The sequence below is a fragment of the Pseudomonas sp. RT6P73 genome, assembly GCF_054897715.1.
Genome location: NZ_JBUBUV010000002.1, coordinates 1,219,477 through 1,235,313, shown reverse-complemented (window position 1 = coordinate 1,235,313; position 15,837 = coordinate 1,219,477). Strand labels below are relative to the sequence as shown.

Annotated in this window: 15 protein-coding genes; 6 read left to right on the top strand and 9 right to left on the bottom strand. The window is 60.3% G+C overall.

The features are described from left to right. Nucleotides 1-81: 81 nt before the first annotated feature. From ACYZT6_RS06090 to ACYZT6_RS06055, 8 genes are all read right to left on the bottom strand, one after another. Nucleotides 82-1,647, bottom strand: a complete 1,566-nt coding sequence (locus ACYZT6_RS06090; protein WP_462026138.1) for a flagellar hook-associated protein 3 — start codon at nucleotides 1,645-1,647, stop codon at nucleotides 82-84. Between the two features lie 13 nt (nucleotides 1,648-1,660). Continuing rightward, on the bottom strand, nucleotides 1,661-3,727 hold the full coding sequence (flgK, locus tag ACYZT6_RS06085; RefSeq protein WP_462026137.1) for a flagellar hook-associated protein FlgK: 2,067 nt from the start codon (nucleotides 3,725-3,727) through the stop codon (nucleotides 1,661-1,663). Between the two features lie 23 nt (nucleotides 3,728-3,750). Beyond that, the gene (flgJ, locus tag ACYZT6_RS06080; protein ID WP_462026136.1) at nucleotides 3,751-5,049 is read right to left on the bottom strand and encodes a flagellar assembly peptidoglycan hydrolase FlgJ; all 1,299 of its coding nucleotides are present in this window, start codon (nucleotides 5,047-5,049) and stop codon (nucleotides 3,751-3,753) included. Nucleotides 5,050-5,060: 11 nt separating this feature from the next. Next, nucleotides 5,061-6,149 carry a flagellar basal body P-ring protein FlgI gene (locus ACYZT6_RS06075; protein ID WP_219097715.1) on the bottom strand — a complete coding sequence of 363 codons (1,089 nt, stop codon included), beginning with the start codon at nucleotides 6,147-6,149 and terminating at the stop codon, nucleotides 5,061-5,063. 27 nt (nucleotides 6,150-6,176) lie between these two features. Further along, complete coding sequence (flgH, locus tag ACYZT6_RS06070) at nucleotides 6,177-6,872, bottom strand: flagellar basal body L-ring protein FlgH (protein WP_403099363.1); 696 nt, start codon at nucleotides 6,870-6,872, stop codon at nucleotides 6,177-6,179. A gap of 51 nt (nucleotides 6,873-6,923) precedes the next feature. Next, nucleotides 6,924-7,709, bottom strand: coding sequence for a flagellar basal-body rod protein FlgG (gene flgG / locus ACYZT6_RS06065; protein WP_027922324.1), 786 nt, complete (start codon nucleotides 7,707-7,709; stop codon nucleotides 6,924-6,926). 45 nt (nucleotides 7,710-7,754) lie between these two features. Beyond that, the gene (locus ACYZT6_RS06060) at nucleotides 7,755-8,495 is read right to left on the bottom strand and encodes a flagellar basal body rod protein FlgF (RefSeq protein ID WP_010457018.1); all 741 of its coding nucleotides are present in this window, start codon (nucleotides 8,493-8,495) and stop codon (nucleotides 7,755-7,757) included. A gap of 385 nt (nucleotides 8,496-8,880) precedes the next feature. Beyond that, nucleotides 8,881-10,446, bottom strand: coding sequence for a sigma-54-dependent transcriptional regulator (locus tag ACYZT6_RS06055; protein ID WP_462026135.1), 1,566 nt, complete (start codon nucleotides 10,444-10,446; stop codon nucleotides 8,881-8,883). Between the two features lie 416 nt (nucleotides 10,447-10,862). Between ACYZT6_RS06055 and phhA the strand changes: the two genes are divergently transcribed. The 6 genes from phhA to ACYZT6_RS06025 all read left to right on the top strand — a co-directional run bounded on the left by phhA (nucleotide 10,863) and on the right by ACYZT6_RS06025 (nucleotide 15,304). Next, nucleotides 10,863-11,651, top strand: a complete 789-nt coding sequence (gene phhA, locus ACYZT6_RS06050) for a phenylalanine 4-monooxygenase (RefSeq protein ID WP_461980223.1) — start codon at nucleotides 10,863-10,865, stop codon at nucleotides 11,649-11,651. Between the two features lie 104 nt (nucleotides 11,652-11,755). Further along, the gene (locus tag ACYZT6_RS06045; RefSeq protein WP_123509107.1) at nucleotides 11,756-12,112 is read left to right on the top strand and encodes a 4a-hydroxytetrahydrobiopterin dehydratase; all 357 of its coding nucleotides are present in this window, start codon (nucleotides 11,756-11,758) and stop codon (nucleotides 12,110-12,112) included. Then, a complete protein-coding gene (locus ACYZT6_RS06040; protein ID WP_462026134.1) occupies nucleotides 12,112-13,305 on the top strand; it encodes an amino acid aminotransferase in 1,194 nt (397 codons plus the stop codon). Before ACYZT6_RS06045 ends, ACYZT6_RS06040 begins: the two co-directional genes overlap by 1 nt. A gap of 306 nt (nucleotides 13,306-13,611) precedes the next feature. Then, nucleotides 13,612-13,743, top strand: coding sequence for a hypothetical protein (locus tag ACYZT6_RS06035; protein ID WP_017337149.1), 132 nt, complete (start codon nucleotides 13,612-13,614; stop codon nucleotides 13,741-13,743). 76 nt (nucleotides 13,744-13,819) lie between these two features. Further along, nucleotides 13,820-14,005: a hypothetical protein gene (locus ACYZT6_RS06030; protein WP_462029911.1), complete on the top strand. Its 186-nt coding sequence runs from the start codon at nucleotides 13,820-13,822 to the stop codon at nucleotides 14,003-14,005. A gap of 99 nt (nucleotides 14,006-14,104) precedes the next feature. Continuing rightward, nucleotides 14,105-15,304, top strand: a complete 1,200-nt coding sequence (locus ACYZT6_RS06025) for an MFS transporter (RefSeq protein ID WP_462026133.1) — start codon at nucleotides 14,105-14,107, stop codon at nucleotides 15,302-15,304. On the opposite strand, the gene arfB is transcribed toward ACYZT6_RS06025, so the two are convergent. Further along, nucleotides 15,301-15,714, bottom strand: a complete 414-nt coding sequence (gene arfB, locus ACYZT6_RS06020; RefSeq protein WP_123364512.1) for an alternative ribosome rescue aminoacyl-tRNA hydrolase ArfB — start codon at nucleotides 15,712-15,714, stop codon at nucleotides 15,301-15,303. The genes ACYZT6_RS06025 and arfB overlap by 4 nt on opposite strands. Nucleotides 15,715-15,837: the final 123 nt, after the last annotated feature.

Here is a 15,837-nt window from a genome sequence, read left to right as displayed (position 1 = left end):
GAGCGGCGAACCCCTGCCCTTTCGGGCAGAGGCTTCGGAACCGCTTAGGAAAAGACGGTTGGCAGCTCGACAGGCACAGCCTCAGATCTTGTTGAACAAGCCCAACTGAGCAATCTTGCTGAAGGCCAGTTGCGACGCTTGCAACATGGTTGTTTGCAACGTCAGGCGAGTCATCACTTCGGCCGGATCGGAATCGCGGATCGACGACTGCGTCTGGGCGTTGGCCAGGACCAGGCTCTGGTTGGTTTCGCTCTGGGTATCCAGGGCTGAACCGCGACCACCCACCGAACTCAACGCACTGGACAACTGATCGCTGCCGCTCGCCAGGTTGCCGAGGCCCGAGGCCAGCGAAGCTTGCAGCTTCTGGTTCAGGATCGGGTTGTTATTGGTTGGCGTATTCAGCGCGGTTTTCAGCTGGCTCACGGTGTCCAGAATGTTCTGGGTTTCGTGAGTGTTGACGGCCACGTTGAACTGATCGCCTGCCCCCGGTGTACCGGTCAGGTTGAAGCTCACGCCCGAGGCGGTCGCAACGCCGGCCACCACGGTACCCGAAGACACCGGTTTGCTATCGGCCGTCAGCGGTGCTGCGTACAAATCGAATGCGGTGGCACTGGTGAATTTCATCACCGCCGCACCGGTCGGGAAACTGGCGTGGTAAGCCACCGGGTTGGTGATGCTGCTGCCAGTGACTTGAGTCGCCGTCGGGTTGCCCGGACTACGGGTCGCCGTAAAGGTGTCAGGCTTGGCCGCCAGGGTAAAGCTGTGGCCCGGCAGCACGGTGGCGGCGGTATCGCCGGCCGCCAGATTGATGTTCAGGTTCAGTTCGACACCGCGGAACGACACGTTCTGCCCCGCTTTGGTGGCCGGGTTGAAAACACCGCCCTGACTGGCTTCGGCGGTCACGTCATTACCGCCCGAATCGGTAATTTTCAACTGAGTGCCGCTGATGAAATCGATGGTGTACGGCTCGCCTGCACGGAACTTGCTGTTGTAGGTGACGCTTGATGACACCTGACCATTGGACAGGACCACCCGACCATCATCCACCGCCGGTGCGGTCATGGTGACCTGGCTGCGACTGGTGTTGATGGCCTGCTGGAATACTGCCCAACCGGTGCTGTTGGTCGCCATCGACATGGTGTCACCGATCGCCAGGTCGAGGGTCACCTGATCACCGTTGTAGCTGTAGGTGCCATCGGCGTTGCGCGTGAACGGCACGGTATCGCCCTTGGAACCGGCAAAGATGTACTTGCCGTTCTCGTCCTGGCTGTTCATCAGGCTCAACAACTGCTCTTCGATCTGTCCCAACTCCGAAGCGTTGGCCTGACGGTCGGCGTCGGTGTAACCGGCGTTGCCGGCACCGACCGCCAGCTCCTGGGCGCGCTGCAGTACGTTAGTGATGCTGGTCATCACCGACTCGGTCTGACCCAGGGTCGCCTTGAGGGTGTTGGTGTTGGCCTTGTACTGATCGAGCATCGATGCCTGTTGACCCAATTGCAGCAGGCGCGAGGCACCGACCGGATCATCGGCCGCGGTGTTGACGCGAACCAGGCTGCTGGACTCTTCGGTGCTTTTGACCGCGTTGGCGAAGTTCTTCTGATAGTTCGCGGCAGAGGACTCGTAAAACTGGCTGGTAGAAATGCGCATGGGCTACGACTCCTTAAAGACTGTTGATCAGTGTGCTGAAGATTTCCTGCGCAGCCTTGATGATCTGCGAAGAGGCGGTGTAGTACTGCTGATATTTGACCAGGTTGCCGGTTTCCTCATCGAGGTTGACATCGGACAGCGAGTCACGAGCACCTTTGGCGTTAGCCAGGATGGCGCCGGTTGCGGCGCTGTCGAGCTTGCCCTGAGCGGCTTTAGCGCCCACACCTTCGACCAGTTTGCCGTAGGCGTCGGTCAGGGAAATGCCTTTGCTGGCGCTCCCGGTGTCCACGACCTGCTTGGTCTGCAAGCCGGCCAGTGCGGTGCCGTTGCGGTTGTCCATCGTGCCTGGCTGCGCAACGTTGATGTCGATCGCGCTACCAGTGCCCGGCGAACCGGCCACGGTCATGTCGAAGGTCGCGGTACGCTGCACGGCCGGCGGCCCCGGATCCATGATCGGCGCACCCGTGGCATCCTTGAGCGGTATGCTCAGGCTCAGGGTGTTGTTCTGGTTTGGCTTGATGGTGCCGGTGCTGATCTGCACACCTTTGGCATCCAGCAATTGGTAAGTCTGGCTAGTGCCGTCGGCCGATGGCGAACCGAAAACCACTTTGACCGGCGTCGAGTTCTTGATGCCATTCTGGATCGCCGTGGTAGTGGCGGCATCGTAAATATCAAACTTCGTGGTCAGGGTCGGTTGACCGCTGGACGAGATGGTCAAGGTCCCGCTGCCGCCCGGAACAATGGCCGCGTTCAAGGGCGCAGCGATGGCCAGACGTTTGCTGTCGGTCATCTCGGTCTTGATGTTCGCCGCCGCGTTGCGGGTCGGGGTGATCTTGAACGTGTCGCCCGCAGCGGCGGTGCCGCCGGTCAGCTTCAACGAGAAACCATCGATCACCGGCGGCGGCGTGGTCAGGGTGCTGAAAGCGCCCATGGACGTGCCTTCCGGCAGACGCTGCACGGTGTAGTCGGTGCCGGTAGTGAAGGTGACCTTGTAGTCGTTGATCGTCAGCTTGCCGCTGTCCGCGATGGTCACATCGAAGTTGCCTGAACCGGCGCTGTTGCCGACGGTGGCAACACTGCGGTTGGCCATCTGCGCGGCACTGTTGATGCTGTTGAACAGGTTCGAGCCGAACGCACCGTTCTTGTCGATACCCTGGGCCTGGAGGCCGTTCATCTGATCAGCGACAACCAGGGCCACGCGGCCCAGTTCGTTCATGGCCGGGTCCAGCACCGTGTTGCGATAACGCAGCAGGCCGCCCATTTCGCCACCGGTCATCACCGAGGTGATGTCGACGGTGCTGCCGTTGCGATCGAGCTGAATGGCCATACGCGAAGGATCGTTTTGGCTCGGCACCACTGACAGGCTACTGACGGTGCCGCCAATGACCAGCGGCTGGCCGCTGCCCAGGTAAATATCGAGGTTACCGTCGCGCTCGACGACCTGCGCACCGGTGAAGGTGGAGAGCTGACGCACGGTTTCGTTACGTGCATCGAGCAACTCGTTCGGCATGCCGCCAGACTTGGAAACTTCGGAAATCTTCTGGTTCAACTGCGCCACGGTGTCGGCGAGTTTGTTGACCCGATCGGCCATGTTCGTCAAGTTGCCGTTGATGCTCGCGTTCTGCTGGGTCAACTGGCTGGACACTGAGTTGAAACGGTTGCTCAAGGCCTGGGCATCGCTCAGCAGCAGTTGACGCGACGCGTCGTCCCCCGGCTTGGCGTTGACGTTCTGCACCGAGGCGAAAAACTTGGTCAGGGCGCCATTGAGGCCGGTGCCGCTGTCCGAGAGCAAGGCGTCGAGCGGGCTGACCTGCCCGGCGTACGCGGCCGCATCGCTGTTGAGCGAGGTGGTGGTCTGCAATTGCGCATCGAGGTAGCTGTTGTAGACGCGGCGTACATCGGCCAGGGTCGTGCCACTGCCGATGTAGACATTGCCGAACTGATTCGAGGCTTTGGTACTCTGCACGGTTTGCTGGCGTGAGTAACCGGCGGTGTCGGCGTTGGCAATGTTATTGCCGGTAGTCATCAACGAGGATTGGCCAGCGGCCAGACCCGACATCCCGATATTGAGCAAACTCATGGTTCAGACCTTATGCCTTGTGCCTATAGAGGCGTAGTGGAAGCGCCCGCCGCAGCGTAGTTTTGGTAACTCGTCATCTGCTTGGCTATCTGCGAAATCTTGCTTGCGTAGGCCGGGTCAGTTGCATAACCGGCTTTCTGCAGCTCGCGTACAAACTGTTCTGGGTTATCGGCAGACTTCAGAACATCTTGATAGCGATTATTGGTTTGCAGCAAAGTCACCAGGTCATGGAAGCTGTCTTTATACGAGTCGTAGGAACGGAACTCGGCCGTCTCCTTGACCATCTCGCCATTCCTGAATTCGCTGGTGATCGCGCGCGCCGATTCACCCTTCCAGTTGCTGCTGGCTTTTATGCCAAACAGGTTGTGGCTGCTGCTGCCATCCTGGGCACGCATGACCGATTTGCCCCAACCGGTTTCCAGGGCAGCCTGGGCCACCAGGTAACGCGGATCGACACCGATACGGTCGGCGGCTTCCTTGGCCATCGGCAGCATGGTGTTGACGAATTCGTCGGCGGAGCTGAAGGCTTTCTTCGGCGGTGCCAGTGGAATCTGCGCCATCGCACGACCGTAGACCTGCAGGCGTCCGCTGGATTTGTTATCGGTTGGCGAAGGCAGCCAGTCACCATTGAACAGCGGCCCGGCACCGGTCACTACCGGAGTCGCGGCGCGCTCAGGCAGCAGGGTTTTGTTCGGGGTTGTCGCTACGGCGGTCGTTGCCGAAGGCACCAGACCGGCGAGCAAGCGATCGGCCAGTTTCGGTGGCAAGGCCAGACGGCGCTGATTGATCAGCTCCATGTCATTGCGATGCGTACCCTCGCCTGCCGGCGCTTTTACCGAACGCGACGCCCACAACGGACGCTGACCATTGAGCCGCGACAGCGGACCGTCGGTGGCCACGGTGCCCGCGGCAATCGGCGTCGGCACCGCGGCTTTCGCCGCTTCCTGCTTGGCGGCGGACAAGGCCGCAGCCTCGCCCGGCGCCAGCGGTTTGTTCTTCGACATCTGGCGCATCAGCACATCTGCCAGACCAATACCGCCGCCTTCGCGGGACATGGAAACGGCCAACTGCTGGTCGTACATTTCCTGGTATTGCTTGGCCGCCGGGGTGTTGAGCGGGTTGTCCTTGCCCAGCGCTTCGGTGGCCGAGCGCATGGACTTGAGCATTTCACCGAGGAACAACGATTCGAATTCCTGCGCAACCTTGCGCATGTTCGCGTCACTGTCCTTGTCGCCGACCTTGAGCTGGTTCAAGCGATTCAAGTCCGAATAGGAACCCGAATCGTTGCTGCTGACACCCAGACCGCCCTTGCGCATATCCATGGTCGCCGTCCTCAGATCACGATCAGGTCGGCTTGCAACGCGCCGGCCTGTTTCAGTGCTTCAAGGATCGCCATCAAGTCACCCGGCGCCGCGCCGACCTGGTTCACCGCACGCACGATTTCGTCGAGGGTGGTGCCCGGGCCGAACTTGAACATCGGCTTGGCTTCTTGCTGAGCGTTAACCCGCGAGCGTGGCACGACGGCAGTCTGGCCATTGGACAGAGGGCCGGGCTGGCTGACGATCGGGTCTTCGGTGATGGTCACTGTCAGGCTGCCGTGAGTCACGGCTGCCGGTGAAACCTTGACGTTCTGGCCGATCACGATGGTGCCGGTCCGCGAGTTGATGATGACTTTCGCCACCGCCTGACCCGGGTCGACTTCAAGGTTCTCGAGGATCGACAAATAGTCGACGCGCTGGCTTGGATCGAGTGGCGCGCTGACCCGAATCGAACCGCCGTCGATGGCCTGGGCAACGCCAGGGCCGAGCATGTCGTTGATCTTGTCGACGATGCGCTTGGCGGTGGTGAAGTCCGAACGGTTGAGGTTCAGGGTCAGGCTGTTGCCCTGGTTGAAACCGCTCGGCACCGAACGCTCGACCGATGCACCACCGGGAATACGACCGGCCGACGGAACGTTGACGGTGATCTTCGAACCGTCGCGACCTTCAGCATCAAAACCGCCGACCACCAGGTTGCCCTGGGCGATCGCGTAGACGTTGCCGTCGATACCCTTGAGCGGCGTTAGCAGCAAGGTGCCACCACGCAGGCTCTTGGAATTACCGATCGAAGCAACAGTGATGTCGACCTGTTGACCTGGCTTGGCGAACGCCGGCAGATCAGCACTGATCGACACGGCGGCGACGTTCTTCAGCTGCACGTTACCCGAACCCGGCGGCACCTTGATGCCGAACTGCGAGAGCATGTTGTTGAAGGTCTGCAGGGTGAACGGGGTTTGCGTCGTCTGGTCGCCGGTGCCGTTAAGCCCGACCACCAGGCCGTAGCCGATCAATTGGTTGGAACGCACGCCGGAAATACTGGCGATGTCCTTCAGCCGCTCGGCTTGCGCGTTGAACGCAGCGGACAGCATCAGCGCGGCCACCATCAGGTGTTTAAGATTCAACGTAGCCACCTAGAAAGGGAACAGCGGGCTGAGGAAGAAACGGTCGAACCAGCCTGGCTGACTCGCATCGGCAAACGCACCGGTGCCCGAGTAGGTGATGCGTGCATCGGCGACGCGGGTCGACGACACGGTGTTGTCGGTGGCGATGTCATCGGAGCGCACCATGCCGGCAATCCGCACCAGCTCATCGCCGGTGTTAAGCGTCAGCCACTTCTCGCCGCGCACGGCGATGATGCCGTTGGGCAACACATCAGCGACGGTCACGGTGATCGAGCCGGTCAGGCTGTTGCTCTGCCCGGACTTGCTGTCGCCCTTGGTCGCGCGATCACCTTCGTAACCGACATCCAGGCTCAGGCTGCCGCTGCCCACTGGGTCACTGGTGCTCAGGCCACCGCCGAAAAACGAACTCAGGCCGATGTCGGTCTTGCTGTTCTTGTCAATTTGCGAGTTGGCGTTTTTGCTGGCCTGGGTGCGCTCGTTCAGGGTGATGGTGATGATGTCACCGACCCGGAACGCCTTGCGGTCGCTGTACAGGTTCTGTTCAAAACCGGCCTGATAGATCGAGCCGTTATTGGCGGCAGCCGGCAACGGCGTACGCGGCAACACCGGGGCGTAGTAAGGGTCATTGGGCTTGGGCGGCGGAGCGACGCAGCCCGCGAGCACGACGACCCCACTCAGTGCCAGAACAGATACAAAGCGATTCATGACCCTACCTCACGGTGTTGCAGGCGACCTCATGGTCGCCTCATAGACTGATTACAGATTCTGCGTTACGAACGAGAGCATCTGGTCGGCGGTGGAGATCACCTTGGAGTTCATCTCGTAGGCACGCTGAGTGGTGATCATGTTGACCATCTCTTCAACGGTGCTGACGTTGGACGTTTCCAGGGTGTTCTGCAGCGTGGTACCGAAACCGTTCAGGCCCGGCGTACCGACTTGCGGCGCGCCGCTGGCTGCGGTTTCCAGGAACAGGTTGTTACCCACGGCTTGCAGACCGGCCGGGTTGATGAAGTCGGCGGTCTGCAGGTTGCCGATCACCTGGTTGGCCGGGTTACCCGGAACGGTGATGGACACAGTGCCGTCGCGACCGACCGTGAAGGTCTGCGCGTCGTTGGGAATGACGATGGCCGGTTCCAGGGCGAAGCCGCTGGCGTTGACGATCTGACCGTTGGAGTCAAGATGGAACGTGCCGTCACGGGTGTAGGACGTGGTTCCGTCCGGTTGCAGAATCTGGAAGAAACCGCGACCGTCGACGGCCAGGTCGAGTGGCTGTTCGGTGGTTTGCAGGCTGCCGGCAGTGAAGTTTTTCTGGGTGCCGACGATGCGCACACCGGTACCCACTTGCAGACCCGACGGCAGTTCGCTGTCCTGGGTCGACTGGGCGCCTGGCTGGCGTTTGATCTGATAGAGCAAGTCCTGGAACTCGGCGCGGTCACGTTTGAAACCCGTGGTCGACACGTTGGCCAGGTTGTTGGAAATGGTCGTCAGGTTAGTGTCCTGGGCGGACAGACCTGTTTTGGCAACCCATAGAGCCGGAAGCATTCGATTCTCCTCGTGCGCCTGTTTTACGGCGCGACGTTCTGATAATTAGCTGATCTGCAAGACCCGAGCCATGGCCTGGTCATCGTCTTTGGCGGTGTTCATCATCTTGATGTGCAGCTCGAACTGCTTCGACAAGGCCAGCACCGAGGTCATCTCTTCCACGGCGTTGACGTTGCTCGACTCAAGGAACCCGGACACCAGTTTGACGCCCGCATCGGCTTGCGCCGGCTTGCCGTCCTTGGTGTGGATCGAACCGTCCAGGCCTTTGGTCATGTTCTTCAGGTCAGGGTTGACCAGTTTGATGCGGTCGACTTCAGCCATTACGCGCGGGCCTTCGCCCATCGCACGGATGCTGATGGTGCCGTCTTCGCCCACTTCGATTTGCTGCTCGGGCGGCACGGCGATCGGCCCGCCATTGCCCATCACCGGCATACCGTTGCCGGCCCGCAGCACGCCCAGGGCGTCCACGTTCAGGCTGCCGGTGCGCACGTAGCTTTCAGCGCCATCGGGGGTCTGCACGGCGATCCAGCCATTGCCTTGCACTGCGACGTCGAGGTCGCGACCGGTTTCAACCAGCGAACCTGGAGAGAAGTCGGTGGCCGGACGCTCGGTCATGGCAAATGCACGCGCCGGAAAGCTGTCACCAAACACCGGCATCGAACGGGCCTGTTCCAGGTCCTTCTGAAAACCGTTGGTGGAGATGTTTGCCAGGTTGTTGGCATGAGCCTTCTGCGCCAGTGCATTCTGGCTGGCGCCGGTCATTGCCACATAAAGGTACTTATCCACACTCTTTCCTCTGCATGCCGGACGTTTGCCGCCCACCGCTGTACTGCTGAGCGATAAGCAATTTGCAGACCAACTTTCTTTTGACGGCGCGAGGCCCGGCAAACAAAGGACTTGAGGGGTTTTACGGGGATTGGGGAAATGTATCGGAGACGAAAAACCGGCGGTGTTATGCCGCTAACGGCAAGTGTCGACCTCTTGGGCTCAACGAAACCCTTGTAGCAGCTGTCGAGCACCGCGAGGCAGCGTTCGGCGGCGAAGTCGTCGTAAAACCATCCAGTGCGGTGTATCAGGAAAACCTTGCATGCCGGGTTTGCGACGGCTTCGCCGCCGAACGCTGCCTCGCGGTGCTCGACAGCTGCTACAGGGATCTATGCGTTACAGGGATCTAGGTGTTGCCGGGGTCTTTACCGACTTCGTACTCACGCAATTTATTGGCAATGGTCGTATGGGAAACCCCCAGGCGCTTGCCCAGCTGCCGACTGCTCGGATGCTCGGAATACAGCCGCTCCAGCACCGCTTTCTCAAAGCGCCCGACGATCGCATCCAGACCACCCTCGAGGGAGAAATCGCCAAGCGGCTGACGCACGCCGTAATCCGGCAAGCGAATGTGCTCGGCCTTCACGGTCCCGCCCTCGCACAGGGAAACCGCCTGGAACAACACGTTCTCCAACTGCCGGACATTGCCCGGCCAGTGGTAATGACTCAGCCGCTCCATCGCCGCCGGCGCCAGCTTCGGCAGCGGGCAACCGATCTGCCGACTGGCCTGATCGAGGAAGTGTTCTACCAATGGCGTCAAACCGTCGAGGCATTCACGCAGGGGTGGGATGTGCAGCGACAGCACGTTCAAGCGGTGATACAAATCCTGGCGAAACTCACCGCGCGCGCACAATTCGGACAAGTCCACTTGCGTCGCGCAGATCACCCGCACATCCAGATAAACCTCTTCATCACTGCCTACACGGCGGAAGCAACCGTCCTGTAGGAAGCGCAGCAATTTCACCTGCAAGCGCGGGCTCATTTCCCCGACGCCATCGAGAAACAGCGTACCGCCCGCCGTCAGTTCCAGCAGCCCGAGCTTGCCTTCGGCCCGCGCGCCCTCGAAGGCTCCGGGGCCGTAGCCGAACAACTCGGTCTCGGCCATCGATTCCGGCAAACCGGCGCAGTTGAGTGCCATCAACGGTGATTGACCGCGAGGGCTCGCCAAGTGACAGGCACGCGCCAACAACTCTTTACCGGTGCCGGTTTCGCCTTCTATCAAGAGCGGCGCATCCAGCGGCGCCATGCGTCGGGCTTCGCGCACTACAGCCGCCATGACCTTGGAGCTTTGGAAGATGCTGTCGAACCCGCGCAGTTCCTGCTTGCGCACGTTATAAATGCGCTCGCCCACCCGATCAGCACGGTGCAACGTCAACACCGCGCCCGCCATGGCTTCGCTGTCGTCATGCTCTGATTGCAGCGGCGCGATGTCGGCGAGAAACACGTCGCCCTTGACCTTGACCCGCAAACCATTGATCCGCGACTTGTTGGCGCGCACCAGTTCCGGCAAGTCGAAATCCTCGGCATACCGCGACAACGGAATCCCCGGCACCTCATCCACCCGCACGCCCAACAACTGCGCTGCCGCACGGTTGGCCGCGACGATGGAGCCGCCCATGTCGATCGACAGCACCGGAAACTCCAATGCGCCGAGCAAAGCATTGAGCTCCATGTGCCGACGCTCGCTGGGCATCAGCCCTACACGCTTGACGCCAAACACCCCGGCAATCGACTCGAATTTCGGACGCAATGCCTGGAACTGAATGTTGATCAGGTTCGGGCAATGCAGGTAGATCGCGTTGCCATGCTCACCGCCGACCTCGCCGCGAGCAACGTTGATCCCGTACTCGACCAGCAAGTTGAGAATGTCGCGCAGAATGCCGATGCGGTTCTGGCAGTGGACTTTGATACGCATATAAAAGGCCTGAAAAGCGGTGAATGGGTTTAATGCCTGAGATACCCCCTGTGGGAGCGAGCCTGCTCGCGATGAGGGAGTGTCAGGCGACATTAATTTTCCTGACCCACCGCTATCGTCGGAACGCCGCCCGGAGCAAGCTCGCTCCCACAGGGGTATGTGCGGTGTCTCGGCCCTATTTATTTGCCGAGGCACGCAGATAGTCGTCAAGATTATGTGACACCTGTGCGCCGTTTCAAACCCGCAAATCTCAATAGCTGCGCGATAGGCGCCAAACCGTAACGAATACTTTACGAAAAACGACGAATTCTCCTACACATTCTTGCGCTCACCTGCTGCATCACCGCACGCCTTGGAGTATTTCTAAGTCCATAGCAGCACATAACAAGAACGAATTCCCCTAGCAGGAGAGCAGCATGAAGCAGACGCAATACGTGGCTCGCGAGCCCGATGCGCAAGGTTTTATCGACTACCCCGCTGAAGAACACGCGGTGTGGAACACGCTGATTACTCGCCAACTGAAAGTGATCGAGGGGCGTGCGTGCCAGGAATACCTGGACGGTATCGAAAAACTCGGTCTGCCCCACGACCGCATTCCGCAACTGGGCGAGATCAACAAAGTCCTCGGTGAAACCACCGGCTGGCAAGTTGCCCGCGTCCCGGCGCTGATCCCCTTCCAGACCTTTTTCGAATTGCTGGCCAACAAGCAGTTTCCGGTGGCGACGTTTATTCGTACCCGCGAAGAGCTGGATTACCTGCAAGAGCCGGACATTTTCCACGAGATCTTTGGCCACTGCCCGCTGCTGACCAACCCCTGGTTCGCCGAATTTACCCACACCTACGGCAAACTCGGCCTACAGGCCACCAAGGAAGAACGCGTGTACCTGGCGCGTCTGTACTGGATGACCATCGAGTTTGGCCTGGTCGATACGCCAGAAGGCTTGCGCATTTACGGCGGCGGCATTCTCTCTTCGCCGAAAGAAACCGTTTACTGCCTGTCGGACGAACCTGAGCATCAGCCGTTCGATCCGCTGGAATGCATGCGCACGCCGTACCGCATTGACATCCTGCAACCGCTGTACTTTGTCCTGCCGAACCTCAAGCGTCTGTTTGATGTGGCTCATGAAGACATCATGAGCATGGTCAAACAAGGTATGCAGCTGGGTTTGCACGCGCCTAAATTTCCGCCCAAAAAAGCCGCGTGATCCGCAGCTTTTAGAATCAAGTGAGCCTGTCAGAAACCGACGCTTTGGTTTAGCGTGGGGGAACTGACGGCCGATTTCCAATAATTAGATTTCAGGAACTCATCATGTCCACATTGAACCAAGCCCATTGCGAAGCCTGCCAGGCCGGCGCTCCCCAGGTCAGCGACGAAGAACTGCCGGTATTGATCAAGCAGATCCCGGACTGGAACATCGAAGTGCGCGACAGCGTGATGCAGCTGGAAAAAGTCTTTCTGTTCAAGAATTTCAAACACGCTCTGGCGTTCACCAACGCGGTCGGTGAAATCTCCGAGGCCGAAGGTCACCACCCGGGCCTGCTGACCGAATGGGGCAAAGTCACCGTGACCTGGTGGAGCCACTCCATCAAGGGCCTGCACCGCAACGATTTCATCATGGCCGCACGCACTGACGACGTGGCCAAGGACGCTGAGGGCCGCAAATAATGCATTTCGACGCCATAGGTCGAGTTCCCGGCGACCCGATTCTCGGCCTGATGGAGGCCTATGCGCAGGACCCTAACCCGCGCAAATTCGACCTTGGCGTGGGCGTCTATAAAGATGCCCAGGGCCTGACACCGATTCCCCAGTCCGTGAAGCTCGCCGAGCAGCGCCTGGTGGATCGCCAGACCACCAAGACCTACATCGGTGGTCACGGCGAACCGGCATTTGGCAAGGCGATCAATGAGCTGGTGCTTGGCGCCGATTCCCCGCTGATCGCCGAACAACGGGCCGGCGCTACCCAGACGCCGGGCGGCACCGGCGCGCTGCGCCTGAGTGCGGATTTCATCGCCCAGTGCCTGCCGGGTCGTGGCGTGTGGCTGAGCAACCCGACCTGGCCGATCCACGAAACCATCTTCGCGGCCGCCGGGGTCAAGGTCAGTCATTACCCATACGTCGGCAGCGACAACCGCCTCGACGTCGAAGCCATGCTGGCAGTCCTCAAGGATGCGCCGAAGGGCGATGTGGTGTTGCTGCACGCCTGCTGTCACAACCCGACCGGTTTCGATCTGTCCCATGACGACTGGCGCCGCGTGCTGGACGTGGTGCGCAGTCGCGATCTGGTGCCGCTGATCGACTTCGCCTACCAGGGTTTCGGCGATGGCCTGGAACAGGATGCGTGGTCGACACGGCTGTTCGCTGCCGAGTTGCCAGAAGTGCTGATCACCAGCTCCTGCTCGAAGAACTTCGGCCTGTACCGTGATCGCACCGGCGCACTGATTGTTTGTGCGAAAACCGCTGAGAAGCTGGTGGATATCCGCAGCCAACTGGCCAACATCGCCCGCAACCTGTGGTCGACGCCACCGGATCACGGCGCTGCCGTGGTGGCGACGATCCTTGGCGATCCAGAGCTGAAAAGCCTCTGGGCCGACGAGGTGGAGGCCATGCGTTTGCGCATTGCCCAACTGCGCAGCGGCCTGGTGGAAGCACTTCAACCGCATGGTTTGCGTGAACGCTTTGCGCATATTGGTGTGCAACGCGGGATGTTTTCTTACACCGGGTTGTCGCCGGATCAGGTTAAACAGCTGCGCGATCACCATAGCGTTTACATGGTGGGCACCGGCCGGGCGAACGTGGCCGGGATCGACGCGACACGTCTGGATCTGCTGGCCGAGGCGATTGCCGAAGTCTGCAAATAACCTCAAACCCTACACATCCCCTGTGGGAGTGAGCCTTTGTGGCGAGGGGGTTTACCCCCGTTGGACTGCGCCGCAGTCCCATTTCTGGGGCCGCTTCGCGACCCAACGGGGGTAAACCACCTCGCCACAAAGGCTCACTCCCACATTGTTTTGTGTCGCCCACACTGACCTGTCTAGACAACTCCATCCGTCGAAACAAATGGATATAAAAGTCTTTTTGTCATTTCTCCTGCTGTATCCTGCCCAAGCTTTTTAAAAGCGCGGATCTACCAGATCTATCAACAGACTTTGCGAGGAGCGCGAAACATGCACGAGATCCCTAATCTCCCCTTCCCAAGCCTGCACGAAACTGAGCAGACAACCCCGCAACAAGCCGGTGCCCAACAGCCCGAGCCGAAAGAAGCCACTGAACGCCGCCAGGCCGACAGCGAAGACTGAAACACCTGCAATGCCAGACCGTGTGGAAAGCGCTAACATGCGCTTTCCACACCGCCTGAACCCCGAGCTCCACACCATGACCGATGAATTCAGCGAGACCCAAGCCAGCGTCCTGATCGGCACCGCCGAGAAGATGATCGAGATCTGGAATCGCCTGTCCCCCGAGAAACAAGCCGCGTTGCTCGCCCGTTTCGGCAGCGAAGAAAACGCTTTGGCCGCCCTGGTCACGACGCAATTGGTTGCCCCGGCAAAACCCGAATAACCCCGCCCGGCAAATAGTTTTACTTTTCCACGCCCCGCGGCCGCTCGCGCCGCTATCATAAGCAGCCTATCTATCCTGCTTTCCCGTGGACCTTTACCCATGTCTGAAAACCAGCGCCCCCTGGCGGTCACGCTGCAAGTCGTTTCCATCGTTCTCTTTACCTTCATCGGCTACCTGAACATCGGCATTCCCCTCGCCGTATTGCCCGGCTACGTCCACAGCGACCTCGGCTTCGGCGCCGTGGTCGCCGGGCTGGTGATCAGCGTGCAATACCTGGCCACCCTGCTCAGCCGGCCATACGCCGGGAAAATCATCGACAACAAGGGCAGCAAACTCGCCGTCATGTACGGCCTCGCCGGCTGCGGTTTGAGTGGCGTGTTCATGCTGATTTCGGCCTGGACCCAGAGCCTGCCGATGCTGAGCCTGATCAGCCTGTTGATCGGCCGCCTGGTGCTCGGCAGCGCGGAAAGCCTGGTCGGCTCGGGCTCGATCGGCTGGGGCATCGGCCGGGTCGGCGCCGCGAACACCGCCAAAGTCATCTCCTGGAACGGCATCGCCAGCTATGGCGCACTGGCAGTCGGCGCGCCGTTGGGCGTGCTGCTGGTCAGTCAATTGGGCTTGTGGAGCATGGGCGTGAGCATCGTGCTGCTGGCCTTCCTCGGCCTGGCGCTGGCCTGGCCGAAAACCGCCGCGCCGATTGTGGTCGGTGAACGGCTGCCGTTCATGCACGTGCTGGGACGGGTGCTGCCCCATGGTTGCGGCCTGGCCTTGGGCTCGATCGGATTCGGCACCATCGCCACCTTCATCACGCTGTATTACGCCACGCAACATTGGGACAACGCGGTGCTGTGCCTGAGCCTGTTCGGCGCCAGCTTCATCGGCGCGCGGCTGCTGTTCGGCAACCTGATCAACCGCCTCGGCGGTTTTCGTGTGGCGATTGTTTGCCTGTCGGTGGAAACCCTGGGTTTATTGCTGCTGTGGCTGGCGCCGGATGCTCACTGGGCATTGGCTGGTGCAGCATTGAGCGGTTTCGGCTTCTCGCTGGTGTTCCCGGCGTTGGGCGTGGAAGCGGTCAACCTGGTGCCCGCCTCCAGTCGCGGTGCGGCAGTCGGGGCTTATTCATTGTTCATCGATTTGTCGCTGGGGATCACCGGGCCAGTGGCCGGTGCGATTGCCGCCGGGTTTGGTTTCGCTTCGATCTTTCTGTTTGCCGCGATTGCCGCGTTGAGCGGTTTGGCGCTTAGTGTTTATCTGTACCGGCAGGCGCCAAAGCATCGTGAAGAACGATACACGCGCTAGAAATCGATCTTGCCGCGTCCGGCCTTGATGCTGCCGCGCTTGGTCTTGGACTCCAGCCGACGCTTCTTAGAGCCGAGGGTCGGCTTGGTCGGGCGACGTTTTTTCTCGACCTTGGTGGCGCTGAGAATCAACTCGGTCAGCCGCTCCAGCGCATCGGCGCGATTGGCTTCCTGCGTGCGGTATTGCTGGGCCTTGATGATCAACACCCCTTCGCTGGTGATGCGACTGTCCCGCAGCGCCAGCAGCCGCTCCTTGTAGAACTCGGGCAAGGACGAGGCCGGAATGTCGAAGCGCAAGTGCACGGCGCTGGAGACCTTATTGACGTTCTGCCCACCAGCGCCTTGTGCGCGAATGGCCGTCAACTCGATCTCGGCATCCGGCAGATGCACATTGTTGGAAATCACCAGCATGGAAAAGCGTCCGATATCAGGACCGCCAGAATACCCTGTAGGAGCGAGGCTTGCCCGCGAAGAACGATAACGCGGTTTGCCTGATGAACCGAGGCGTCTGCTTCGCGGGCAAGTCGGATCGCC